The organism is Nitratireductor aestuarii (genome assembly GCF_014641695.1).
In the GTDB taxonomy this organism is placed as follows: Bacteria; Pseudomonadota; Alphaproteobacteria; order Rhizobiales; family Rhizobiaceae; genus Chelativorans; species Chelativorans aestuarii.
The window spans coordinates 43,704-68,626 of the sequence record NZ_BMIF01000014.1 but is presented as its reverse complement, the minus strand read 5'-3'; the positions used below and the strand labels follow the sequence as shown (position 1 = coordinate 68,626).

Here is a 24,923-nt window from a genome sequence, read left to right as displayed (position 1 = left end):
AGCAACCGCTGCTGTGCGTTATTTGACTTTTGTTCGTATAACGCACAACCCTGGAGCGGCTCGCGTTGAAGTATGAAGAGGAAAAGGGGTCCGATTTCGTCAGCGGCTTCGCCAAGGGCCTGAGCGTCATCGAGGCTTTTGGCGATGATGCCCGGCGCATGTCGATCACCGACGTTGCGCAGAAAACCGGGCTCGACAGGGCGTCCGCCAGAAGGCTGCTCCTCACGCTGGTGACGCTTGGATACGCCACGCACGACGGCAAGTTCTTCGCGCTGACACATCGCATCCTGCGGCTGGGGCAGTCATATCTTTCCGCGACGACCCTGACGACGGTTCTGCAGCCCTATCTGGATGAGCTCTCCGAGACGTCCGGCCAGAGCTGTTCGGCATCGGTCCTCGATGAAACCGAGATCGTTTACATCGCGCGAGCCTCGCAGCGCCGGGTCATGTCGATCAACCTCAATCCGGGCAGCCGGCTCCCCGCCTACTGTTCGTCCATGGGAAGGGTGCTGCTCGCAGCACTCCCCGACGAGCAGGTTCGCCAGCTTCTGGGAAATGTTCCGCTGGAGCCGCATACCGAGCTGACCATCACGGATATGGACGAATTGATCGAGGAACTCGGCCGCATCCGGGCGCAAGGCTATGCGCTGGTCGACCAGGAGCTGGAGATGGGGCTGTGTTCGATCGCCGTGCCTTTGCTGAACAAGCGGGGGCAAACGGTGGCTGCCATCAATATCGGCGCGCCGGCTGCGTCAGTCCCGGCTTCGCAGCTGGTGGAGCAGATCCTGCCCATGCTGAAGCGGGTGGCCGATAGAGCAAGGCTGGATCTGGTGTAGCACCAGACAGAGCCCCCAAATCTGCAGTGGCCGCCGTGCGCCGCCCGAAAACTACCTCTCGTAAACCCTGCGGAAGAGGATCGTAAGCGCGGTGAGCACCATGCAGATTGCGATGACCACCCCTCCGAAAACGAAGACGGCTCTGCCAACACCAAGATGATTGGCGAGCCATCCAAGGCCCAGGCTACCCATGACGGAGGAAAGATATCCGACCACCATATAGGTGGAGGTCAGCGCAGAAAGGTTATGCGAAGAGGCCCCCCGCGTCAGCCTTTGCATGCTGCCGAGAACGACACAGCCATGCCCGAATGCCGTCAGGACGACGCCCGCCGCGAAGATCAGAGGAGAATTCAGATCAAGATTGATCATGACCGAGGCGTAGCTGAGCGCGAGGGCGACAAAGCCGGCAGGGATTGTAACACCCGGATCGAAGCGCTGGATCACCAGCTGCAGGAGTGCTGAGAGCACAAGAAATGCCGCGAAGCTCGTACCGCTCACGATCGGACCGGTCATATGCAGCGTTGCCTCGACGAAGAGGGGTGACATCGAGGCATAGAAGCCGAATGCGGTGAAGCCCATTAGCGGAGCGCCGCAATTCAGGACGAACCAGAGCCGTCTGCCTGGCTCGGGCAGAGTGAGCCGCGGGATGAAATCGCCTGCCTGGAGCGCGACCCTGCCCGTGGCGCGATCCCGCTCAGGGAAGAACATGATCAGGCCAAAAAGCGCGATTGCGCCGCAAGCCAGGGAGGGCCAAAAGGCGATCACCAGCGGGTTGCCTGCAAATTGCCCGATCGCGCCGCCGATCAGGGGGCCCACTCCAAACCCGGCTGCGAAGATGAGGCTCAAGATCAGCGGGACCTTCGGCTTTCTCGTCTCGGAGACAGTGTCGCGCAGGGCGGTGGCGCCAGCAATCGTGATGAGGCTTGCCGCCACACCCACCAGGAACCGTGCAACAAGAAAGGTCGACAGACCCGATGCGAGCATGCTGAGCAATGTGCCAAGCGTCGAGGTCGCTATCGCGCCAATGAGCAGAAGGCGGTGACTGAGCTTGTCGGGCAGACGGCCGAGAGCCAGAAGCCCGAACAGAGCTCCAAGCATGTACACCACATAGGTCAGGGTGATGTCGCTCGGACGCAGATTCCAGGCATTCCTGTATATGCCATAGAGCGGAGTGATGAGCGCTGTCCCCATCATGCCAACGACCATGGTGAAGCCGACCCAGAAGGCGGGGGAGAATAAGCGGTTCATCGAGAGAGCAGGCCCTGAAGCATGGAAACTCCGCAGTGAGCAGCCCGCGGGCCACTCAGGACATGGATACATAAACCAGCAGTTGCAGGAATCGAAACAACACGCTTGTTGCCAGATGCGGCAGACTATTCATCTCGTCAAGGAAATGGTGAGGGACAGGATCCGACAGCCAGTACTCTGAGGATTCTGGGTTACAATAGCGAAGTGGTCTGTGTCTCAACAAGGCTACCGCGCACGGATCGTCGCATGCGTGAAGAACAACTCGCGCAGGCTGGATCGCTGGGTTAAACATAAGGGATCCAACAGCGACGCCTTCACGTCGTGCATATCCTTGGGAGCCAAGCTTGACCGGCGATTCCACCGACATCTCTGCCAGTCAACAAATCTCGCGTGTGGCCGGTTTTCCCGCGCATCCGGACCGCAACGCGGCGATTGCCGAGGTGCATTCGCGTCCGCCGCCGCTTCTTGATTCACCCTGCGTGCTCGTTCAGCTCGCCTTCATCACCGGGGGCAATACGGCCGCTGACACAGCAGCCATCAACGATCTTTGCAGCCGCCAGGGCGAGGCTCCGCCAGCCGATAGCGAGCGCCACCACATTCTGCGCTGTGGCACCGGCACCCTCTACTGGGAGCGGCATAGTGAGTTCTCCACCTATACGTGGGAGACCTCGCTCGGCGCGTGGGAGCATTGGAAGAGCAACTCGCCCTTCAACGAAGGGTTCGTCCCGCCCGGACCGCTGATGTCCGGTGTACGGCTTGAGATCCTGCGTGCAGAACCTGGCTCGGCTCCGCCAGACTTCCGGCTCGACCACGAAAGCCTCTGTCACTCTCTGGTTGAAGACGGTAATGCCTCGATCCTCACGGATTTCCGGCAGGATACGGATGGTCTCACCCGGATGTATATACTTGATCACGGCCTGTCTGCGAGCCGGCGAGGCGTACTTGCCCAGCGTCTGATCGAGATCGAGACCTACCGCACCTTCTGCATGCTGGGACTGTCGCTGGCAAATTCCCTTTCGGGGCCGCTGCGGCAGATGGAAAACGATCTGCGCGAGCTGACGGCGGCGATCCGCGTTACCGGCCGGGACAACAGCGACGCTCTTCTTGCCCGGTTGACGGCACTTGCCGCCGAACTCGAGGCACAGGCCGCTTCGAGCCTCTTCCGCTTCGGCGCCAGCCGCGCCTACTACGAGATCGTCAGTGAACGTTTGCAGGCGCTGAAGGAACAACCCTATGGTGGCGCTGACAGTTGGGCGCAGTTTCTGACGCGGCGTGTTGCGCCGGCCATGCGCACGTGCCGCTCCGTCCAGGATCGGCAGGAAAACCTGTCGCGCAAGCTTTCGCGCACTACACAGCTTCTGCGTACCTGGGTCGATGTCGAAGTGGAGAAGCAGAACCGCAATCTGCTCGCTTCCATGAACGATCGCGCGCGGTTGCAGCTGCGCCTGCAGCAGACGGTGGAAGGCCTGTCGGTTGCGGCCGTGTCCTACTACGTGGTGGGGCTCGCGTCCTATCTGCTGGGCGGCCTGCCGCAGGTGGACGGATGGCTGCCGCCGAAGACACTTCTGGCCTTTGCCGTGCCCTTCGTCGTGCTGGCCATCTGGCTGGTTGTCCGCAACATCAGGCGCAAGCATACGGCAGATCTTGAATGATCTGCCGGCTGCTGACGAAGCGGCCAGGCAAATTTTCCGCGAGCCATTGAACTGGACGCATTGGCTCTCTATCTCACCAGAGCGGACCGGGCCCCTCTGGCGGGAGTTCATCTCACGTCATGTCGGCCGCATCGGAACAATCCGATGCCGTGGTGGTCCGACGCTCACCGCCAAATCCCCGGTTGTTCCGATCGATAACATCAATCGTGAGGAGCAATCCCGTGGAATTTCTATTTGCCGATTGGCTCGGTACCCCCGCCTGGTTCTGGCTGGCCTTCCTTGGCCTCGTCGTTGCGCTTACCGCCTTCGATCTCGGCTTCCTGCATAAGGAAGATCGCGAGATGGGCATAGCGGAGAGCCTGAAACTATCCGCATTCTACATCGGCATCGCGCTGCTTTTCGGCGTTGGCATCTGGTATGCCCGCGGAGCCGAACAGGGCATGCAATATTATACCGGCTTCTTTATCGAGAAGGCCTTGTCGATAGACAATGTCTTCGTGATCAGCCTCATCTTCTCCTATTTCGCCATTCCCGCGAAGTATCAGTACCGCGCCCTTCTGTGGGGCATCATGGCCGTCATCGTCCTGCGTGGCCTGATGATTGCCGGTGGCGCCGCGCTCGTGAGCGAGGCGTACTGGGTCATGTATCTCTTTGCCGCCTTCCTGATCTTCACCGGCGTGAAGATGTTCTTTGCCGGTGATGAGCCGATGGATGTGGGGAACAACCCGATCGTGCGGTTCATCTCGCGGCATATGCCGGTGACACAGGAACAGCATGGCGAGCGCTTTTTCGTGAAGACTGTCAATCCCAAGACGGGCAAGCTCGTAACGGCGGCAACGCCGCTGTTCCTCGCGCTCGTGGTGATTAATCTCGCTGATCTGGTCTTTGCTGTCGACAGCGTGCCCGCGATCTTCGCCATCACCACGGATACGTTCATCGTTTATGCGTCGAACATCATGGCGATCCTCGGCCTGCGTGCGCTCTACTTCGCGCTGGCTGCGATGGTTCACCGCTTCCACTACCTTAAGTATGCGCTGGCCGCCGTGCTGGTATTCATCGGCGCGAAGATCTTCGTCTCGGACTTTGTACTTGATGGTGACAAGTTCCCGCCTGCGCTCAGCCTTGGCGTTACGCTCGGCCTGATCGCGACAGGCATTGTCTATTCGCTGTTCAAGACGCGAGAGGCGGATCAAGCGGCCTAATCTTGCAGGGAAAGCGTTGTGGCGGCCTCATGCGCCGCCACAGCGGCATTTTCTACCCAGGGACGTGGTGAAACAATCTTTTCATGATAGGGGTGGCAGGAAAGGGTCGCTCGTGAGGATTCGCCATGTCGCCGGATATCAACCCAGCCTTCCTGACCAGGGTGCGCAACGAGCTTCAGCACATGCACCCGGCCGAGCGCCGTCTGGCCGAATTCGTCCTCACCTTTCCCGGAGAAATCGCCAGCTATTCCGCTTCCGAAATGGCGCGGCTGGCCAACGTCTCGAACGCAACGATCTCACGCTTCATCCAGCGGCTTGGGTACGCCAACTATGACGACGCCCGTCGTCGCGTGCGTGCCGAGAAGGAAAGCGGTGCCGCCATATTCCTTGGCGCCGCCAATGCAGATACGCCAGACCAGCGGCTCGCCTCGCACCTGGAACAGGCGCAGGCGAACATGGCGCGGACTTTTGCCACCATATCAATGCAGGAGATCGACGCGGCTGCGCTGGCGATGATCAATGCGCGGCGGACCTGGATCATCGGCTTCCGCACAGCGCAGTCCTTCGCTACCTATCTGCGCTGGCAAACGCTTCAGGTGATCGACAACGTCACCGTGTTTCCGGGTGCGGGCGAAACGCTGGCCGAAAGCCTCGCCGGTATTGGTCTGGACGACCTCGTCATCGTTTTCGGATTGCGTCGCCGCGTTGCCTCTTTCGATGCGGTGCTGGAGCAGGTGATCCGCTCAAAGGCGACTGTCCTCCTGATCTCTGATGAATCCCTCGAACGCCGTAGCGATGTTGCCTGGCACGTGCAGTGCCAGACCCCGGCACCGGGGCCGCTGTTCAACCACGTTCCGGTGATGGCCTATTGCCATATCCTGGCGACGCGCGTCGTGGAGCTTTCCGGCAAGGCCGGACGCCGGCGCCTGTCCTCGATCGAGGTTGTGCACGACCAACTGGGTGAGCTTTAGCAACTCCATACTGCCTGGAAATGCGCCGATAAAGGTGCGATCAGCCCAAGAAACGATCACAAGCTGAACGGCAAAGGATACGCCCACCTCATGCAGGCATCCCAACCTGTTGATTTTCCATGAAAAGAGATTTTCATGAAGAAATGGCACGAAAGGTGCTTATCACCCTATGGATGGGCACGACCCAGGACCGCAAAGAGGGGAATAAGAAAATGACCGCACTCCGCCGTAAGTTTCGCACCAGCCTTTTGAGGCCGGCACTCATGTCAACCGCGGCTATTGCCATGCTGGTGGGCCTGTCCGCGCCGACGCTTGCGGGCGGGACCCTGCGCATCGCCATGACCGCTTCCGACATACCGCTGCCCAATGGCCAGACCGATCAGGGCGCGGAAGGCATGCGCTTCATGGGTTATACGGTGTTTGATGCGCTGGTAGGCTATGACCTGTCCTCGCCGGACAAGCCCGTCACTCTGATACCCGGCCTTGCAACCGAATGGTCCGTGGATCCCGCAGACACGACCAAGTGGACCTTCAAGCTGCGTCCGGGCGTCAAGTTCCACGATGGCTCGGACTTCAACGCTGAAGCAGTCGTCTGGAACCTGGCCAAGATCCTCGACAAGGACGCACCGCAATATGATGAGCGTCAGGCTGCCCAGGGTCGCGGGCGCATTCCGTCGATCGCCACCTACAAGGTCGTTGACGATATGACCGTCGAGATCACGACGAAAGCCCCGGAAGCGCTCATTCCGTACCAGATGGCCTGGATCGTCATGTCGAGCCCGGCCCAGTGGGAAAAGGTCGGCAAGAACTGGGACGAGTTCCTGAAGGCGCCCTCCGGCACCGGACCCTTCAAGGTGGAGAGCTATGTTCCGCGTGAGCGCGCCGTACTCGTGCCGAACACGGAATATTGGGACAAGGATCGCATCTCGACGCTCGACAAACTGGTGCTGATGCCGGTCGCTGACCCATCCGCCCGCGTCGCCGCACTGCGTTCCGGTCAGGTCGACTGGATCGAAGCGCCGCCGTCGGATTCCATCGAGAGCCTGCGCGGCGCCGGTTTCGAGATCACCTCGAACGTCTACCCGCATGTCTGGCCGTGGCACTTCTCGCTGCTAGAAGGCTCGCCCTGGACCGACATCCGCGTGCGCAAGGCGGCGAACCTTGCGATCGACCGCGCCGGCATGAAGGAGCTGCTGGGTGGCATGATGGTCGAGGCGAAGGGCATGGTGCCACCGACCAGCAACTGGTTCGGCAATCCCGAGTTCGAAGTGAAGTATGACCCTGAGGCAGCGAAGGCGCTGCTGGCCGAGGCCGGTGTCTCGTCCGAGAAGCCGATCTCTGTAAAGGCTATCATCTCGCCATCCGGCGGCGGCCAGATGGAACCGATGCTGATGAACGAGCTCATCCAGCAGAACCTGGCCGAGGTGGGCATCAATGTCGAGTTCGACGTCCGCGACTGGAACGCACTGCTCGCCAATTGGCGCGCCGGCGCGAAGGATCCGGGCACGGCTGGTGCTACCGTAACCAACAGCTCCTATTTCAGCCAGGATCCGTTTACCGCACTGATCCGCCATGTCGACAGCACCCTAATCCCACCGAACGGCACGAACTGGGGCTATTACTCGGATCCTGAAATGGATGCGCTGATCGATCAGGTGCGCAACGAGTTTGATCCGGAGAAGCAGGTCAAGGTCATCCAGACGATGCATGAAAAGTTCGTCGATGAGGCTCTGTTCCTCTTCGTCGCGCATGACGTTGCGCCGCGCGCGATGACATCCAAGGTCAAAGGCTTCGTGCATCCGCAGAACTGGTTCGCCGACCTGACCTCCGTCACCGTGGAATAACAAGTACTGGCCCGCCCGTTAGCCGGCGGGCCTCTTCTCCAGCCGGAAGGAGCGTGCTCCATGCCCGTGTACATCCTCAAACGTGTTGCCTATGCGGTGCCGGTGGCGCTTGCCGTCAGCATGATCTGCTTCCTGCTGGTGCATCTGGCTCCGGGCGATCCGCTGTCGCTCGTGCTGCCTGCCGACGCCAATCAGACGACAATCGATGCAACCAAGGCAAAGTACGGGCTCGATCAGCCTCTGCCGGCGCAGTACTTTCTCTGGCTCACCAACGTGGTATCGGGCGATTTCGGCACCTCCATTGCCACGGGCCGACCAGTGGTCAGCGAAATCGCCAATGCGCTGACCTATTCGCTGCTGCTGGCGCTGATCGCCTCGGTGCTCGGCCTGGTCGTGGGAACGCTGCTCGGCACGGTTGCCGGCTACTGGAACGGTACGGCGATCGACAAGATTGCCTCGGCCGTCGCGATCTCGGGCGTTTCGCTACCGCACTATTGGCTCGGAATCGTTCTGGTGGTGATCTTCTCGGTCAATCTGAACTGGCTGCCAGCCATGGGTGCCGGCGAAAGCTGGTCGGCTGAGCGGCTTAAATTCATGGTGCTGCCCGCGATTACGCTTGCTGCCATGCCGGCCGGCATCATCACGCGCTCGGTCAGGGCGCTTGTTGCCGACACGCTCGGCAAGGAATTCGTCACTGCCTTGGAGGCGAGGGGGCTCACCCAGACGCAGATCTTCCTGCATGTGGTGAAGAATGCTGCGCCGACGGCCATAGCGGTCATCGGCGTGCAGCTTGGTTACCTCATGGCGGGCTCGATCCTGGTTGAAACGGTCTTCTCCTGGCCGGGCACAGGCCTGCTGCTCAACACTGCCATTCTTCAGCGCGACATCCCGCTTCTGCAGGGCACGATCCTCGTGCTCGCGCTGATCTTCGTCGCCCTCAATCTGCTGGTCGACATCGTCCAACCCATGTTCGATCCAAGGATGAAACGCGGATGAGCGCTGACACACTTGCAAGCGGCAACGCAATGCCCCTCAGGGCTTCGCGCGGCTATTGGTCCGGCGTCTGGCTCCGGTTGCGCAGAGACCCGGTTTCGATGGCCTGCCTCACCGTTCTGGTCCTGATCATCCTCGCGTCCGCCTTCGCGCCACTCATTGCACCCGGTGATCCGTCCGTGGGCAGCGTCGCCCGGCGGCTTCGACCGGTCGGCACGCCCGGCTACATCCTGGGGACGGACGAACTCGGTCGCGATATGCTAACCCGGCTGCTTTTCGGTGGTCGCATGTCCCTGACGATGGGAATCCTGCCCGTCGCGCTCGCTCTCCTCATCGGCGGAACGCTCGGCACCATCGCTGGCTTCGTCGGCGGACTGACCAACGCTATCATCATGCGCGCTGCCGACATCCTGTTTGCCTTCCCATCGGTGCTGCTCGCGGTCGCGATTGCAGGGGCGCTCGGCGCAGGATTCGTCAATTCGCTGGTTGCGCTGACTGTTGTCCTGATCCCCCCTCTGATCCGCGTCTCTGAAAGCGCCACGACACAGGTGCGATCGCTAGACTTTGTGGAAGCCGCTCGTGCCAGCGGTGCCGGCGCCTTTACCATCATCCGCGTCCACATTCTCGGAAACATCATGGGGCCGGTGCTGGTCTACGCCTCCAGCCTGCTTTCGGTGGCCATCATTATGGCCGCAGGCCTTTCCTTCATCGGGCTTGGCGCCCGGCCGCCGACACCGGAATGGGGCCTGATGCTCAATACGCTCCGCAATTCGATCTACAGCCAGCCGCTGATCGCAGCCCTTCCCGGCGTGATGATTTTCATCGTCTCGCTCAGCTTCAACCTGCTGTCCGACGGACTGCGCAGCGCCATGGATGTGAAATGATGGAACAGGCGACAACCTCGTCCCGCTACATTCTGGAAGTCGCTGGCATGACCAAGCACTTTAATGTCGGCGGCAGCTTTGGGAAATCCCGCAAGGTGGTGCAGGCCGTCTCCGACGTAAGCTTCCGCATCCGCGAGGGCACGACACTCGGCATTGTCGGCGAATCCGGCTGCGGCAAGTCCACGACCGCGCGCCTCATCATGGGCCTGATCGGCATGGACTGTGGAGACCTTCTCTTCAACGATCGCGCCATTGGCCGCTCGGCTCGTGAGATGAAGGCGTTCCGACGCCAGGTGCAGATGGTGTTTCAGGACTCCTCGGCTTCGCTCAACCCGCGCATGACGATCGAGGCGTCGATCATGTTTGGCCCGATGGTTCATGGCGAGGATCGTGCGGAGGCCCGGCGCAACGCGCATCATCTCCTGGAACGTGTCGGCCTCGACCCCGCACGGTTCGCTGGACGCTACCCCCATGAACTGTCGGGCGGGCAGCGCCAGCGGGTGAACATCGCCCGTGCACTGGCCCTTAAACCGAAAGTGGTGATCTTCGACGAGTCGGTATCCGCTCTCGACAAGTCCGTCGAGGCGCAGGTGCTCAACCTGCTGATTGATCTCAAGCGGGAGATGAACCTCACCTATATCTTCATCTCTCACGACCTCAATGTGGTGCGCTACATCAGCGACCATGTGATGGTCATGTATCTGGGCAAGGTCGTGGAGCATGGGCCATCCGAGGCGCTCTTTGCAAATCCGGCCCACCCCTACACCCGCGCCTTGCTGGCTTCGATGCCAAGCCTCGATCCGGAAAAGCGCACACTCTCGGCGCCGATCGCAGGTGATCCGCCAAGCCCCATCGACCCGCCGCAGGCGTGTCGGTTCCATCCCCGCTGCGCGCTTGCCCGGCCAAGCTGCTTGGCCATCAATCCGGCGCTCTTCGATGCAGGCCCTGAACATGTCGCGGCCTGCCATCGAAGCGATCCAAAATCGCCCTACTGGACGGAAGGAGAAGCGCAATGAGCGCCTTCACAGCGCGTGAACCCTTGCTCTCCGTGCGCGATCTGACCGTCGGCTTCAAGACGGACCGGGGTCCAATCACCGCGCTCGACCGCATCAGTTTCGACCTGGGACGCGGCGAAGTGCTGGGACTGATCGGCGAATCCGGCAGCGGAAAGAGCGTGACTATGCGTGCGCTGCTGCGCATCCTGCCGCAGAAGCGCACGACGATCTCCGGCTCCATCTTGATGGAGGGGCGCGATGTGCTCGCTCTCAAGCGCCGCGAGCTTGCCAGCTATCGCGGCAATGACGTGGCGATGATTTTCCAGGAGCCGTCGCTAGCCTTCGATCCGGTGTTCACCGTTGGACGGCAGATCGCGGAGACGGTGGTGCGCCACAAGCAATGCTCATGGGACGCTGCCTATGCGCGTGCTCTTGAAATGCTGGAGCTGGTGCGGATCCCTTCCGCCAAGTCCCGGCTCGACAACTATCCGCACGAGATGTCCGGCGGCATGAGACAGCGCGCCATGATCGCGCTGGCGCTCGCCTGTTCTCCCAAGCTGCTCCTCGCCGACGAGCCCACAACGGCACTCGACGCGACCGTCCAGATCCAGGTGATCCTTCTCCTGCGCGAACTGCAGAAGGAACTCGGCATGGCGACCATCTTCGTCACCCACGATGTCGGCGTTGCCGCAGAGATTTCAGACAGGGTTGCGGTCATGTACGCCGGACGTATCGTTGAGATGGGGTCGGCCGCAGATGTCCTGAAGTCGCCGGCCCACCCTTATGCCCGTGGTCTTCTGTCTTCCACCATCCATGGGGCCATGGCCGGAGAGCGCGTCGAAGCGATTCCCGGCATGCCGCCAGATCTTGCCAACATGCCTTCGGGCTGCGCTTTCAGTCCGCGTTGCGCCATGGCAATGCCCGAGTGCCGGAACGTCATCCCAGCACCTGCATCGGTCGGGGCGGGCAGAAGTGCCGCCTGCATCCGGGTGGGGAGTGTGGCCGCGTGATCCGTCTTGCTCTTCTCAATCCCAACGCCAATGCCAAGACCACCGCGCGCATGACCGCCGTAGCGCGGCAAGCCGTTGGGCCCGCCGTCTCCATCGAGGGCTTCACTGCCAGATCCGGGCCGCTGGTCATTGCGGACGAAGAGGCGCTGGAGAAAGCGGCTCGGCTTGCAATCGAGCGCGGTGAGGAACTGGCCGCCGAAGGTTTCCGCGGCATTCTCATTTCCGGGTTCGGCGATCCGGGACTGGACAGGCTGCGCCGGCGCATATCGATTTCCGTCACCGGCATCGCCGAGGCCGGAATGAAGGAGGCATCGCTCAAGGGGCGAAGGTTTTCCATCGTTACCACGACGCCCGAATTGAAAGCAGCGATCATGAGGCGGGCGGTAAGGCTTGGCCACGGAAACAACCTGATTTCCGTTCGGATCGCTGGAAGTGTGGAAGTAATGTCGGACCCAGAACGTCTGGCCCAAACGCTCCTGGCTTCCTGCCATGAAGCTGTATCGGAGGAGGGGGCTGAGGCGATCCTGATCGGCGGCGGCCCGCTCGCGGATGCCGCGCGCACCATCGCCCCGATGGTGCCGGTGCCTGTCATCGAACCTGTCGCCGCCGGTGCACGTCTGGCCTGCGCCCGCGCTGGCGTCGTAGTCGGTTCGAAGGTTTGAGGCTGCTGGTCTTGCGGTAGGATCCGCTCGGGGATGACGCAAAGAAAAAGCCAACGCGGTGGTGTTCGCGTTGGCTTGCTATTGGGACGTATTACCGTCGGGCTCGTTGTTACACATGCCGAGCAATTAGTAGCGGCCCATCTTGCTGAACTGCATCGGATCGATGCCGAGCGTGGTCAGATCGCTTGCACGAGGTGCGCGGTGTTCGCGAACTGCGACGGAAACAGCGATCGCGCTTGCTACGGTGTCCAGGAAACTTCCAAAGGTTGATTGCCTACGCATTATCTTCACTCCTCTTTGTTTTGCTGCATTGCACAATAGGAATGTAGGCACGTTCCGCGGAACATGCGAGCGACGTTTTTGCATCGGCTCTATGCAATTGTGCATTGCACAAAAAGTGTCCCTTTCTGCCCTGATTTCGGGCAACCGAAAGGCAATGCATGGCCACCGGTTCCAGCGCGAGTGCACGTCGCGACCGTCCGGTATGACTGCGGGGTAAGAACCGCATGCATCCGTGCGATAGGGCATCGGCCCTATCGAAGGGGAGGGGTGCTCACGAGTTGGGCAGAGAGGCTGCCCACACGTGCCAGAAATCACGATTGCGATCTGTTGACAGTTTACTCCTATGCGGGCAGGATGCCCCTGGAGTTGGGAGAGAGTGCACTATGGCGTTGGTTACGCACAAGGACCGAGAGTACGGGGCAGTCGCCACAATCGGGCTGACAGTTCCTCAGGCAAACCCCATTGTAGAGCCGGAATTTCATGCGCTGATGCCGGATGGTGTCAACATCATCACGTCGCGTCTGAAGGGAAGCCGTACCGATTCCAAGGACCGGCTCGTTGGTTATCTGGAACATCTTGATGAAACACTGGATGCTTACGATACAGCAGAAGTAGATTGTGGTGCTTATGCTTGTACCGGCTCATCCTATATTGTTGGCCGCGAACGTGATGCTGAGGTCATGGCCGCGATGCAGGATCGTTTCGGCTACCCGGTGATTTCGGCAGCTGCGGCAATTGAAGCTGCGCTCAGGCACCTCGGGGCCGAACGGATCGTAGTCTTCGCGCCCTACCCGGATTGGTTGGCCGAACTCAGTATCGGTTACTGGCGCAAGGCCGGGTTTGACGTTGTAGATCACGCCTATGCGCCGCTTGATCCTTCCGACACGCGCAGCGTCTACAAGATCCGCTCTGACTCGGTACTGGAGAACGTATCGCGTCTGAAGCTCGACAGCGCCGATGTACTGATCCTGACCGGCACCGGCATGCCGACGATCAAGGCTATACCTGACGTCTCAACAAAGATTGGCAAACCTGTGCTATCCTCGAACTTGTGTCTGGCATGGGCGGTCATGCAGGCAACAGGTGTAGCATTGCCAGAGCCCACCCCAACCGAGCCGTTGTTTGGCGGTTGGCGCAATCGTCTTCGAGCCTAGAAAAAATCCTGCGGCACAAACGGTGCCAATACAAAGGAGGGGAACAATGAAATACAAGCTAACGAAAAGAGCGTTCATTGGAGCTGCTATCGCAGCTACAGCAATGAGCTTCACCTTGCCGGCAATGGCGCAAGACTATCCGTCTCGCCCGGTTACACTTATTGTCCCGTTCGCGCCTGGCGGAAATACAGATCTCACGGCGCGCATCTTTGCTGACGCGCTGTCAAAGCAGCTCAATCAGCCAGTTGTTGTCGACAATCGCCCCGGTGCGGGCGGCACGACCGGTGGCGGCATGGTGGCTTCTGCCGCCGCTGACGGCTACACCCTGCTTTGGAGCGGTTCGAGTCTTCTCTCGATCGCGCCTCTGCTCTACCCGGATCTGTCCTATGACATTTCCAAGGCTTACCAGCCGATCAGCCGCATCATGACCCATTCCATAGTGCTGGCAGTCAACAAGGATATACCTGCAAATACAATTGAAGAATTTGTAGCGTATGCGAAAGAAAATCCGGACGGCATCAACTATGGTTCTCCCGGCGTTGGCACCATTCACCATCTCACGATGGAACTCTTCAAGAGTGAAGCCGGCTTCGAGGCAGAGCATATCCCTTACCAGGGCAACGGCCCGGCATCGACGGACCTGATTGCCGGTACGATCGACGCGATGTTCATGGGTGTGCCCCTGGCTCTGCCCTACAAGGGCGGTGAAGAGCTGAAGTTCCTGGGCGTGACCACGGCGGCGGCGGACCCGAACATGCCCGAAGTTCCAACATTTACCGCCGCCGGCTTCCCGCAGCTTGAAGTATCGCAGAGCTGGTACGGCGTTCTCGGACCCGCAGGCCTGCCTGAAGATGTGCTTGCAAAGCTGTCCGAAGCTTCAAAGGCGGCTGCAAAAACCGATGACGTTGTTCGCGTTGCCGGCGAGCAGGGCATGGAAACGGTGGTCGAGAACCCCGAAGATTTCCACGAGGCCATCACCAGCACGGCCGAGACCTGGAAGCGGGTTTCCGAAGAAAACAACATCTCGTTCAAGTAACATCTTTGGGGGCGCTGGTGGGCGCCCCCGCTTTGCCTGTTATGGAGTTGGTATGACTCAGGAAATCACCACCCCGGTTCTCATCGTTGGAGCGGGACCGGTAGGACTCACCATGGCAATCGATCTGGCCTATAACGGGATCGACTGCATGTTGATTGAAAAGACGGATGGCCATATCGATCACCCCAAGATCGGTACGATTGTCACCCGCACCATGGAATTTTTCCGCCGCTGGGGCTTCGTTGAGCAGGTTCGCACGTCGGGTTTTCCTGACGACTACAAGCTCTCCATCGTCTTCTGCACGGCACTGACCGGCCATCAGCTTGAGCGTGATGACTATCCTTCGACGGCGGAGTCGCCGATCCCCGAAGGTACGCCGCACAAACGCCAGCGTTGTCCGCAGATGTGGCTCGATCCGATCCTGCAGCGTTTCGCGGGCGAGCAGCCGGCGATCGATCTGCGCTTCCAGCATACGCTGGAGAGTTTCACCGATACGGACGGGGGGGTCAGCGCGACAGTCCGGGATGAAAAGACCGGCGAAGTGGTGACCGTCAAGGCGAAGTACATGATCGGCTGCGACGGCGCCCTGAGCATGGTGCGTACCGATCTCGGTATCCCGATGATAGGCAAGACGAAGATCAATTACTCGATCGGTATTCTGTTCCGCTGTCCCGATCTGCTTGAGATGACCCAGATCGGCGATATCGAACGCTGTATCCTGGTTGGTCCTGAAGGCACCTGGGGCAACCTGACCGTCATCGATGGCAGCAAGCTCTGGCGCCTGACGGTTTTCGGCAGCGAGGAGCGGTTCGACATCCAGAATTTTGACTCGGAAGGCTGGATCAAGCGCGCACTCGGCCGCGACGACATTCCGTTCGAAGTCATCACCATCGTGCCATGGCGTCGTACCGAGTTGGTTGCCGAGAACTACAAGAAAGGCCATGTCCTGATCGCCGGCGATGCCGCCCATACGATGTCGCCAACGGGTGGCATGGGCGTCAACACCGGCTTTGGCGACGTTGTCGATCTTGGATGGAAGATGGCTGGCACGCTCAAGGGCTGGGGTGGTGACCACCTGCTTGAAAGCTATGAAGCGGAACGCCGGCCGATCGCTGTACGCAATGCAGCCTTTTCGACGCACAACTTCAAGACCTGGAATGTGCCCGTCGATACGTCAGGCATCAACACCCCGGGCGAGGAAGGCGATCGCCTGCGCAAGGAAATCGGCCACGCGCTTAAGGAAAACACCCGTTCCGACTGGCAGTCGTGGGGCATTCAGCTCGGCTACCGGTACGAAAACTCCCCGATCTGTGTTCCGGATGGAACGCCAGCTACGCCTGACGAATACACCACCTACATCCCCACCGCACGTCCGGGGCACCGGGCACCGCACGCATGGCTCAGTGACGGCCGCACGATACTCGATCTCTATGGCCGGGACTTTGTTCTGCTTGATTTCGGCGCGCAAGCAGATGCCGCGTCAGCATTCGTTGCGGCTGCAGACAAGGCGGGCGTTCCGCTGCGCGTGGAAGCGATCGCAGATGCGGAGATCGCCAAGCTCTACGAGCAGCCTCTGGTGCTGGTGAGGCCGGATGGTCACGTCGCCTGGCGCGGCAAGGATGCGTCCGATGCTGCGTGGGTTATCGACGTTGCGCGTGGTGCTGCGATGCTCGAACAAGCTCTTACGGCGTGAGGCGGTGATGGATCGGTATAATTTCAGCCCTATCGTTGATCGTCCGGTCTATGACTGGCCGGAGGGGAAGCGACTTGCGGTTTATATCGCGCTCAACATCGAGGCGTTCGAGTTCGGCCGCAATCCTGGCAATGACTTCACCTCGCAGCCGAGCGCGCCGTTCCACCGCGGTTATGCCTACCGCGACTACGGCAATCGCGTCGGTGTCTGGCGTATTCTGAGGCTTTGCGAAGACTTCCAGATGCCGTTGGCGATCCTCGCAAATGGCATGGTCTACAAGCAAGCGCCGCAGGTGCTGGAACCGTTCCGCAAGCGCGGCGATGAGTTCGTCGGCCATGGCCGCACGAATTCCGAGCGTCAGATCGAAATGACGCCGGAATATGAGATGGCCATGCTTGAGGAAGTTCGCGACACCATGCTCAAGCATGAGGGCGTGGCACCGCGAGGTTGGCTGGGACCTTTCATTTCTCAAAGCGCGCAGACGCCGGAGCTGCTCAAGAAGACGGGCTTCGAGTACATGCTCGACTGGTGGTTTGACGATCAGCCCCAGTGGTTCCGGACCGATGAAGGTCCGATCCTGGCCGTTCCGTATCCGTCGATGGAGCTCAATGATCTCCCGGCCTATGTCAATCGTGGGGCGTCTGACACAGACTTCACCAAAATGGCGATCGATGCCTTTGATGAGCAGCTGGAAGAGAGTGCGCTGTATCCGCAGGTCTACTGCCTGTCGTTGCACACATTCCTGACCGGCCAGCCCCACCGCATCCGCCAGCTGCGCAAGATCTTCGAGCACATCGCCGCCCATCGCGATCGCATCTGGCTGACGACGCCGGGGGCGATTGCCAGCCATGTCATGTCGCTTCCAGCAGGAACGGTGAAGATGCCATGAGCAAGGAAGCTATCCAAACAGCCGGCTTTGTCGGTAAGGATAATCTTGTCCAGCGGCTTTTCCTCACCTCCGACAGTGTTGGAGGTTGGATCTCCGTTGCCATAGGCTGCGTATCCCTTGCACAGGGCCTGGCCCTGGGGCTGGGTACATTGAGGCGGCTGGGATCCGGAGGGTTTCCTTTTGGCATTGGCGTTCTGCTCATCGGGCTTGGAGCGTTGTTGATCGTCGGATCTCTACGAAGAGGCGGAGCGACCGCGAGTATCCCGATAAAGGTGTCTTCTGTCCTGATCCTGGCGGCGCTCGCTTCCTTCGCTGTGTTGCTTCCGCTATTCGGCATGATCCCTGCAGCAATTGTTCTGATGCTGTTAGTCAGTGTCGCTGTGACGGGACGTCTGGGTTTGGGCGACATCATCTTTTCATTGGCATCGAGTGTTGCGGCAGTCTTGATATTCATCAACGGCTTGGGCCTGGCACTTCCTGCTATCCGCTGGCCTCTCTGACACCAGAGGGAGGAGGAGGCAAATTTGGAAGCGTTCTTTAGTTTATTGAACGGCATGGCCCTGGCGCTGGCCTGGCCCTCGGTTCTCTATAGCATCGGCGGCGTTACACTGGGCATGATGGTTGGCGTTCTGCCGGGCGTGGGCCCGATGGCCGCCATCGCACTTATCCTGCCGGTCACATTTCACATAGCTCCCACCGATGCTTTGATCATGCTGGCCGGTGTCTACTACGGCGCACAGTACGGAGGATCGATTACATCCATCCTGCTGAACCTGCCCGGTACGGCATCCTCGGCTGTGGTCTGCCTTGATGGTCACCCGATGGCGCAGCGTGGCCGCGCGGGCGCCGCGCTGTTCATCACCACGTTCGGCTCCTTCATCGGGAGCAATCTTGCGATCGTGCTACTGGTGATCTTTGCCGAGCCTCTGGCGCGCGTGGCACTTCAATTCCAGCCGGCAGACTACTTCTCGATGATGCTCATGGGCCTCATTGCGGCGGCTACCCTGTCGGAAGGCTCCGTCGCAAAGGGCATTATCATGGTCCTGTTCGGCCTGATCCTTGGCATGGTTGGTGCTGACGTAAACACCGGGGCCCAGCGCTTTACCTTCGGATTTACCGACCTCTGGAATGGTATCAGCATTGTCGCGGTGGCCATGGGCTTCTTCGGTGTCACCGAAGTCATCCGCAACCTGGTTACGGGTGGTGAACGGGATGCCAGTGTTTACAGTGTGACCTGGCGCACCCTGCTGCCGACAAAGCAGGAAATGCGCGATTCAACGATGCCCATCGCGCGAGGGTCGCTCATTGGCATGGCCTTTGGTCTCCTCCCGGGCACCGGCACATCGATCTCCTCCTTCGTCGCCTATCTCGCGGAAAAGAAGATCAGTCGCCACCCCGAAAAGTTTGGCCATGGCACCGTAGAGGGGATGGCAAGCTCGGAAGCGGCCAACAATGCAACAGCACAGAGCGCGTTCATTCCCACGTTGTCGCTGGGCATTCCTGCTGATGGTGTGATGGCACTGCTACTAGCGGCCATGATGATCCATGGTATTCAGCCCGGGCCACGCTTCCTGACGGAAAACCCGGATGTATTCTGGGGGCTGATCGGTAGTTTTGTGATCGGAAACCTGTTCCTGGTGATCCTCAACCTGCCGTTGATCGGCATCTGGGTGAAGTTCCTCTCGGTACCATACCGGTTCCTGGCGCCCGTCGTAATCTTGCTTATTGCTATCGGCGTCTACAGCATTCAGAGCAGCACAAGCGATATCTTCTTCGTTATCGGCTTTGGTATCGCGGGTTATGTCTTAAGCAGACTTGGCTTCCAGGCCGCTCCATTGCTCCTTGGCCTGGTGCTTGGACCCATGGTGGAAGAAAACCTGAGGCGAGCGCTGCTGATCACGCGTGGAGACTACATGGTGTTCCTGGAGCGTCCGATCAGCCTGTCTTTCCTCATACTGACTGCACTCCTGATCCTCTCGTCCGTCTGGACACCGTGGAAGCGGTTCAAGAAGAAAGCCGAGGCATAGGCGCCTGAAATAAGAACGGTGGGCTCGGATCAAAGCCCACCGTTTTACGGAACTAGAGCTTGCGGAACTGATACTCGCCGTGTCCGGCGCTGTCCGAGACAATCGCGCGGTCTTTCCATACGAAGCGGCCGCGGACCATCGTATGATCGATGGTGCCCTTCAGGTCATAGCCTTCGTAGATGGAGTAGCCGCAATCGCTCTGGATGCTTTCCTTGCCGATCGTCTCGGTTGCCTGAAGGTTCACAAAAGCCAGATCAGCATCCATGCCCTTGGCGATCCGGCCCTTCCTGGCCAGGCCCATCAGCTTTGCAGGCTTTTCCGCGGTGAGTTCCGCGATCCTTTGCAAGGGGATGCCACGCTTGTGGTGCCCCTCGGACAATGGGACCTGCAGGAATGTATCCAGTCCGGGGCAACCGGGTGAAGCGGTCCAGATGTCTCCGGCCTTCGATTCAATGCTCCTGTGGATGTGATCGCTGGCCAGCGTATCGATCTCGCCATTCGCCAGGGCCGCCCAGAGCGCTTCCCTGTCGGCGGCTTTTCGCAAGGGAGGATTGATCTTGCCGACAACCCCGATCGGAGCCTCGACGTCATGGGTGAGATAGTGGTTGCATGTCTCGATATGGATGTTGATCCCTTCGTCCCGGGCCTTGAGGGCCTGTTCGAGGGCCGGTTGCGAGGATGTGTGGACGCAGTACACGGGAGCACCGGCTACCTGCGCGAGATAGGCGATCCGGCGAATTGCCTCCGCTTCGATGAAGCCCGGTCGAGCGTCGTTCCATGCCGAAAGATCGGCTCGGCCACTGGACTTGATGCGATCCGCGAGGAGCCAGGCGATTTCCATATTCTCCGGGTGTGGGCAGAGCATGCCGCCATGGGCCGCCAACTGCTCAAGCAGGGCAAAGGTAAACCCGTCATCGATCGGCGGCAGACCCAGGCGGTCCCCCTCGGATCCGCGGATGTTCATGAACAGTTTGGCGGTGGGGACGCCGAACTCGTTTATGTAGCGAGGCACGGCCTGCAGTTGCGCCTTGGTCGCGATAACGAAATGAAAACCAAAATCGGTGCGGGCGCCCGCCTTGGTCACCGACAGGATGTCCTTGAAGTCGTCTTCATGGGGTTTGGAACTCATGACGTAGGAGATCACGGTGGTAACGCCGCCACGCGCTGCCGCCGCCGTCTCGGTTTCAGCGTCCGAGGGCTCACGCGGTCGTGCTATGTCTTTCGCGTGTCCAAGGTGTATATGTGCGTCAATGGCCCCAGGCAGAATTGTGAGGCCCGAAGCATCAAAGCGTTCGATATCCGCGGTTACAGAGTTGGGGGGGACAAGGTCGGCTATGCTGCCATCTTCGATGACAATGTCGAGCACTTCGACGCCAGTCGGACGGACGACCTGTCCTCCCGAAATTATCAGTTTCTTGGATGCCATTGCTTGTAACCCTCCATTATCTTTTGCTGTCAGCTGTGAAGCTTCAAACGCAAGGTGTCAATTGTTGACAGATTACTCGTGGCAGATTACCTACACAACAGGAGGTATTCATGGACGTCGTAGCGCTTGAGAAAAGTCCCTCGTTGAGCGATCAGGCCCTCGAAAGGCTGACCGAGCTCATTATCCGTGGGGACATCAAGCCCGGAGCACGAATCCAGGAAGCCGTCCTCGCCCGTCAACTCGGTATCAGCCGCGGTCCGCTGCGCGAAGCCATACGCCGCCTTGAGGGGCGGGGTCTTCTCGTGCGCATCCCGCACGTGGGTGTTCGTGTTGCGAGCCCCACGGTGGAAGAGATCATCGATCTCTACATGATCCGGGAGGTGCTTGAAGGTCTTGCCTGCCGTCTGGCAGCAGAGCGTCTGACGGATGAAGAACTCAAGCGTCTCCGTGATGTCCTCTTCGACCACTCTGCACACGAAGACGTCAAATCCGGTACCGGCTACTATCAATCCCCCGGCGACCAGGATTTCCATTTCCAGATCATCGAAGGCAGCCGGCAGGTTCGGTTGATCGAGACGCTTCTGGGAGATCTCTATCAGGTACTACGGTTCTTTCGCTACCGGTCGAGCATCAATCCGGGCCGGGCGAAGGCCGCATTCGACGAACATGTCAGCATTTTGGAGGCGCTGGAACGGCGCGACGGTGAGGCTGCGGAACGCCTGATGCGCGAGCATCTGCAGCATGCCCGGATGTCCATCCAGGAGACGGTAGACGTTGGCGCAGCTCCTCCAGATGCTTAATTGCAAAAGGAAACCATAGTGACCCAGACCCCAGGCTCCAGACTGAGGACCGCGCTGAATGAGAAGCGTGCGCTTCTCGTACCCGGTGTGATGAATGCCCTCTCGGCTCGCATCGCGGATGACGAGGGCTTCGAAGCACTCTATCTCACCGGTGCCGGCATCACCAATGCAAGCCTGGGCAAGCCCGACGTAGGCATAATCGACCTGACGCAGCTCTGCCTGCACCTGGCCGCAATCCGCGAAGTGACGGAGCTTCCGCTCATCGTGGATGCCGATACCGGCTTTGGCAATGCGGTGAATGTCTACCACACGATCCGCATGCTAGAGCGTACCGGCGCCAATGCTGTCCAGCTCGAAGATCAGTCGATGCCCAAGCGCTGCGGCCATTTCGACGGAAAGAGCGTCGTCAGCACGTCCGAAATGGTGCAGAAGATCAAGGCGGCCACCGACGCCCGCCGGTCCGATGACTTCCTGATCATTGCCCGCACCGATGTCTACGCGGAGCAGGGCCTTGAAGCCGCCATCGAAAGAGCAGAGCGCTTCATCGAAGCCGGCGCCGACGTGACCTTTGTCGAAGCACCGAGCCGGCCCGACGATTTCGCGGAAATTTGCCGGCGTCTGCCAGTGCCGCAGATGGCGAACATCGTGATTGGCGGAAAGACGCCGCCGATGAGCCACGAACAGCTCAAGGCGGCTGGTGTGGGTCTGGTGCTCTATGCCAATGCCGCGCTCCAGGGCGCGATGCTCGGTATGCAAAATGCGCTGCGTCATCTGAAATCGGCTGGGCAACTCGAGGAGTCGAGCGGTCTCGTGGTGACCTTCCAGGAGCGCCAGCGTCTCGTTGCCAAGCCGGAGATTGACGCGCTCGAGAAGCGCTATGCTTTCGACTGATCGTTAACATACGCCCCCGGTCATCAGGCTGAAGACAGCAGGGCCAGGAGGAAATGGAGGAGTAGCATGAAGCCTTGGGACAACATCATCCCCGAGTCTGATCTCGAACGTTATGCTCTGGCCGGATTCGGGGGCTCTGCCCCCCTCGGCAAGAAGCCCGTACTGTTGATCATCGACGTGCAGTATCGCACGACCGGCACGCACCCCATGCCGTTTGAAGAGGCGGTAAAGGAGTTCCAGACCAGTTGCGGCGACACCGCCTGGAAGGCAATTCCAAATATTGCCAAGCTGCTTGGCTATTTCCGTGAGAACAAGTTGCCGGTCATCTATCCTTACGTCGCGCCGAAGATTGCGCATGACTATGGGCGGCTCGCCGAAAAGTCTCCGGGCATCATGGGTATACCGGCGAAGGGCTATGATTTCGTCGAGGAAGTTGCACCGCAGCCCGAGGACCTGCTGCTTCCGAAGCGTCATCCGAGCGCGTTCTTCGGAACCCCGCTCGTCAGCTATCTGGTCGACCTCGGCGTCGACACGCTGATCGTCACCGGCTGCAGCACGAGCGGTTGCGTGCGCGGGACCGTCGTCGACGGCTTCTCCTACAATTTCCGCGTGGGCGTTGCCAGCGACGGTGTGTACGACCGTTCGGAAGTATCACACGCGGTAAACCTGTTCGATCTGGCCTCCAAATACGCTGAGGTAGCGCCGGCTGACGAGCTTATTGCCAAGCTCGCCGCATCGTAGTCATAGCCAAGGGGGAGAGAGCGAAGTGCTGGTTTATGAAGCAATGGCGGACGCCTTCTTTGCGGAAGGTGCCGATGTAAGTTTCACCCTGATGGGTGATGGCAATATGCACTTCGCCACTCATCTTTCCGAAAAGCCGGATGCGCGCACCTATCTGGTGCGCCATGAACATGCCGCCGTGGCCATGGCCAGCGCCTATGCAATGGCGACCGGCAAACCCGGTGTTGCATCGGTCACCTGTGGGCCGGGCGTCACCCAGCTTTCAACGGCTTTGACAACGGCAATCTACGCAAAGATCCCGGTCGTGGTTTTCGCAGGCGAAAGCCCGATCGACAAATCCTGGTACGGTCAGCGCATCGAGCAAGCGCCGATCGTGACTGCCACCGGCGCGCACTACATTCATGCGCACAGTATGGTGCGCATGCAGGAGTACGTCAGGGAAGCGTTCTACATCGCTCGCACCGAGCGGCGTCCGGTTGTCATCGGCGTGCCCTATGACATTCAGCTGCATGAGTTTCCCGGGAAGGAAGCCTATCGTCCTTCGACCGACTTCATCCCGGATTTGCCTCCGCTCGCACCGCACCCCGACCAGATCGCGGAGCTGCTCGGGCTGATTTCATCGGCGCGAAAGCCGATTATCATTGGCGGGCGCGGAGCCTCGAACGACCGCTGTGCCACGCTTGCGCGCCGCCTTGCCGATGCTATCGACGGACTGCTCGCCACCACGCTCCCCGCCCGTGGCCTGTTCGATGATGATCCGTTCAGCCTTGGCATCGCGGGAGGCTATTCGACCGCGCTTGGGCGTGAGCAGTTCAAGGACTGCGACCTGGTCATTGCTCTGGGTGCGAGCCTCAACTACCACACCCAGGATGGCGGCAAGCTGTTCCCGAACGCGAAGGTTGCCGTCATCGATGTGGCGCCCGAAGGCATCAGGGACACGCTCAAGACAGGGGATCTGCTGATCCGAGGCGATGCGGTCCTGGCGCTTGAGGCGCTCGTGAGCGGGATCGAGGAACCCCGTCGCGAGAAGCTCAACCGCACCGAGCAACTGGCTGCCCGCATTGCAAGCGAACCGGCTGATCCCTATCCGTTCGACAGCAACGAATTCATGGACCCTCGCGACGCCATTGCAGCGCTCGACCGGGTGCTTCCGAAGCAGTGGATGATGGTCAACGGCACCGGTCATAGTGCGGCTTTCTCGGCCCACATGCGCGGCCGTAGCCCCGCGTCGTTCCTCACGATCCGCGAGTTTGGCGCGATCGGCAATGGCCTCTGCTATGCCGCGGGCGCCGCAGCCGCCCGGCCCAACGATACGATCGTGGTCATCGACGGCGACGGCAGCTTCCTCATGCATGTTCAGGAACTGGAGACGATCCGGCGTCACAACCTTCGGATCCTCGTCTGTGTCCTGAACGACGGCGCCTACGGGCCGGAGATCCACAAATTGCGCAAGGACGGCATCAGCGATGCAGGTTCGGTCTTCGGACGCGGTGATCTCGGCGCGGTAGCCAGGGGATTTGGCCTTCAGGGCCGGGTTATCACGAGCCTTTCGCAGTTCGAGGAAGCAGTCGAAGCCTTCCAGTCGCATGACAGTGCGGAAGTCTGGGACATTCACATTTCTGATCAGGTGGTCTCGCCAATGATGCGCCGCGCAGTTGCCAGCCGGAAGGTGCTTAAGCCTCAGTAG

The 24,923-nt window shown here is 60.1% G+C and carries 23 protein-coding genes; 20 read left to right on the top strand and 3 right to left on the bottom strand.

Features of this window, described 5'->3' with window-relative positions:
* Window positions 1–65 precede the first annotated feature (65 nt).
* Entirely contained in the window at window positions 66–836 is a 771-nt protein-coding gene (locus IEX27_RS18045) for an IclR family transcriptional regulator domain-containing protein (RefSeq protein WP_188722487.1), read from the top strand.
* A 51-nt stretch (window positions 837–887) separates the two neighbouring features.
* Here the strand turns inward: IEX27_RS18045 and IEX27_RS18040 are convergent, their stop codons facing one another.
* Window positions 888–2,084 carry an MFS transporter gene (locus IEX27_RS18040; RefSeq protein WP_188722486.1) on the bottom strand — a complete coding sequence of 399 codons (1,197 nt, stop codon included), beginning with the start codon at window positions 2,082–2,084 and terminating at the stop codon, window positions 888–890.
* Window positions 2,085–2,428: 344 nt separating this feature from the next.
* On the opposite strand from IEX27_RS18040, the gene IEX27_RS18035 reads away from it, so the two are divergent.
* The 9 genes from IEX27_RS18035 to IEX27_RS17995 all read left to right on the top strand — a co-directional run bounded on the left by IEX27_RS18035 (window position 2,429) and on the right by IEX27_RS17995 (window position 12,297).
* Complete coding sequence (locus IEX27_RS18035) at window positions 2,429–3,736, top strand: DUF3422 family protein (protein WP_188722485.1); 1,308 nt, start codon at window positions 2,429–2,431, stop codon at window positions 3,734–3,736.
* 221 nt (window positions 3,737–3,957) lie between these two features.
* Window positions 3,958–4,938: a TerC family protein gene (locus tag IEX27_RS18030; RefSeq protein WP_188722484.1), complete on the top strand. Its 981-nt coding sequence runs from the start codon at window positions 3,958–3,960 to the stop codon at window positions 4,936–4,938.
* A gap of 125 nt (window positions 4,939–5,063) precedes the next feature.
* Window positions 5,064–5,909, top strand: a complete 846-nt coding sequence (locus tag IEX27_RS18025; protein WP_188722483.1) for a MurR/RpiR family transcriptional regulator — start codon at window positions 5,064–5,066, stop codon at window positions 5,907–5,909.
* Between the two features lie 263 nt (window positions 5,910–6,172).
* A complete protein-coding gene (locus tag IEX27_RS18020) occupies window positions 6,173–7,753 on the top strand; it encodes an ABC transporter substrate-binding protein (protein WP_244630445.1) in 1,581 nt (526 codons plus the stop codon).
* A 60-nt stretch (window positions 7,754–7,813) separates the two neighbouring features.
* Complete coding sequence (locus tag IEX27_RS18015; protein ID WP_188722481.1) at window positions 7,814–8,749, top strand: ABC transporter permease; 936 nt, start codon at window positions 7,814–7,816, stop codon at window positions 8,747–8,749.
* Window positions 8,746–9,630 (top strand): ABC transporter permease, encoded by an 885-nt coding sequence (locus IEX27_RS18010; RefSeq protein WP_188722480.1) that lies wholly within the window; start codon window positions 8,746–8,748, stop codon window positions 9,628–9,630. The genes IEX27_RS18015 and IEX27_RS18010 overlap by 4 nt, the downstream gene beginning before the upstream one ends.
* Window positions 9,630–10,646, top strand: a complete 1,017-nt coding sequence (locus tag IEX27_RS18005; RefSeq protein WP_244630444.1) for an ABC transporter ATP-binding protein — start codon at window positions 9,630–9,632, stop codon at window positions 10,644–10,646. The genes IEX27_RS18010 and IEX27_RS18005 overlap by 1 nt, the downstream gene beginning before the upstream one ends.
* Window positions 10,643–11,635, top strand: coding sequence for an ABC transporter ATP-binding protein (locus IEX27_RS18000; protein ID WP_188722478.1), 993 nt, complete (start codon window positions 10,643–10,645; stop codon window positions 11,633–11,635). The genes IEX27_RS18005 and IEX27_RS18000 overlap by 4 nt, the downstream gene beginning before the upstream one ends.
* Entirely contained in the window at window positions 11,632–12,297 is a 666-nt protein-coding gene (locus tag IEX27_RS17995) for an aspartate/glutamate racemase family protein (RefSeq protein WP_188722477.1), read from the top strand. The genes IEX27_RS18000 and IEX27_RS17995 overlap by 4 nt, the downstream gene beginning before the upstream one ends.
* A 126-nt stretch (window positions 12,298–12,423) precedes the next feature.
* On the opposite strand, the gene IEX27_RS17990 is transcribed toward IEX27_RS17995, so the two are convergent.
* The gene (locus IEX27_RS17990) at window positions 12,424–12,579 is read right to left on the bottom strand and encodes a hypothetical protein (RefSeq protein ID WP_188722476.1); all 156 of its coding nucleotides are present in this window, start codon (window positions 12,577–12,579) and stop codon (window positions 12,424–12,426) included.
* A gap of 383 nt (window positions 12,580–12,962) precedes the next feature.
* Here IEX27_RS17990 and IEX27_RS17985 point away from each other — a divergent pair, with 383 nt between their 5' ends.
* Genes IEX27_RS17985 through IEX27_RS17960 form a run of 6 tightly spaced genes read left to right on the top strand, consistent with a single transcriptional unit; the run spans window position 12,963 to window position 19,378 of the window.
* Window positions 12,963–13,733, top strand: coding sequence for a maleate cis-trans isomerase family protein (locus tag IEX27_RS17985; protein ID WP_188722475.1), 771 nt, complete (start codon window positions 12,963–12,965; stop codon window positions 13,731–13,733).
* Window positions 13,734–13,779: 46 nt separating this feature from the next.
* Window positions 13,780–14,769 carry a Bug family tripartite tricarboxylate transporter substrate binding protein gene (locus IEX27_RS17980; protein WP_188722474.1) on the top strand — a complete coding sequence of 330 codons (990 nt, stop codon included), beginning with the start codon at window positions 13,780–13,782 and terminating at the stop codon, window positions 14,767–14,769.
* Between the two features lie 52 nt (window positions 14,770–14,821).
* Window positions 14,822–16,462 (top strand): FAD-dependent monooxygenase, encoded by a 1,641-nt coding sequence (locus IEX27_RS17975; RefSeq protein WP_188722473.1) that lies wholly within the window; start codon window positions 14,822–14,824, stop codon window positions 16,460–16,462.
* Between the two features lie 7 nt (window positions 16,463–16,469).
* On the top strand, window positions 16,470–17,351 hold the full coding sequence (locus tag IEX27_RS17970) for a polysaccharide deacetylase family protein (protein WP_188722472.1): 882 nt from the start codon (window positions 16,470–16,472) through the stop codon (window positions 17,349–17,351).
* Window positions 17,348–17,851 carry a tripartite tricarboxylate transporter TctB family protein gene (locus IEX27_RS17965; protein WP_188722471.1) on the top strand — a complete coding sequence of 168 codons (504 nt, stop codon included), beginning with the start codon at window positions 17,348–17,350 and terminating at the stop codon, window positions 17,849–17,851. The genes IEX27_RS17970 and IEX27_RS17965 overlap by 4 nt, the downstream gene beginning before the upstream one ends.
* A gap of 24 nt (window positions 17,852–17,875) precedes the next feature.
* On the top strand, window positions 17,876–19,378 hold the full coding sequence (locus tag IEX27_RS17960) for a tripartite tricarboxylate transporter permease (protein ID WP_244630443.1): 1,503 nt from the start codon (window positions 17,876–17,878) through the stop codon (window positions 19,376–19,378).
* 52 nt (window positions 19,379–19,430) lie between these two features.
* Here IEX27_RS17960 and IEX27_RS17955 read toward each other — a convergent pair whose 3' ends face one another.
* Window positions 19,431–20,804 (bottom strand): dihydroorotase, encoded by a 1,374-nt coding sequence (locus tag IEX27_RS17955; protein ID WP_188722470.1) that lies wholly within the window; start codon window positions 20,802–20,804, stop codon window positions 19,431–19,433.
* 110 nt (window positions 20,805–20,914) lie between these two features.
* On the opposite strand from IEX27_RS17955, the gene IEX27_RS17950 reads away from it, so the two are divergent.
* From IEX27_RS17950 to IEX27_RS17935, 4 genes are all read left to right on the top strand, one after another.
* On the top strand, window positions 20,915–21,604 hold the full coding sequence (locus IEX27_RS17950; protein ID WP_188722469.1) for a GntR family transcriptional regulator: 690 nt from the start codon (window positions 20,915–20,917) through the stop codon (window positions 21,602–21,604).
* A gap of 18 nt (window positions 21,605–21,622) precedes the next feature.
* Window positions 21,623–22,495: an isocitrate lyase/PEP mutase family protein gene (locus tag IEX27_RS17945; protein ID WP_244630442.1), complete on the top strand. Its 873-nt coding sequence runs from the start codon at window positions 21,623–21,625 to the stop codon at window positions 22,493–22,495.
* Window positions 22,496–22,561: 66 nt separating this feature from the next.
* The gene (locus tag IEX27_RS17940; protein WP_188722468.1) at window positions 22,562–23,236 is read left to right on the top strand and encodes an isochorismatase family protein; all 675 of its coding nucleotides are present in this window, start codon (window positions 22,562–22,564) and stop codon (window positions 23,234–23,236) included.
* Window positions 23,237–23,261: 25 nt separating this feature from the next.
* On the top strand, window positions 23,262–24,923 hold the full coding sequence (locus tag IEX27_RS17935; RefSeq protein WP_244630441.1) for a thiamine pyrophosphate-binding protein: 1,662 nt from the start codon (window positions 23,262–23,264) through the stop codon (window positions 24,921–24,923).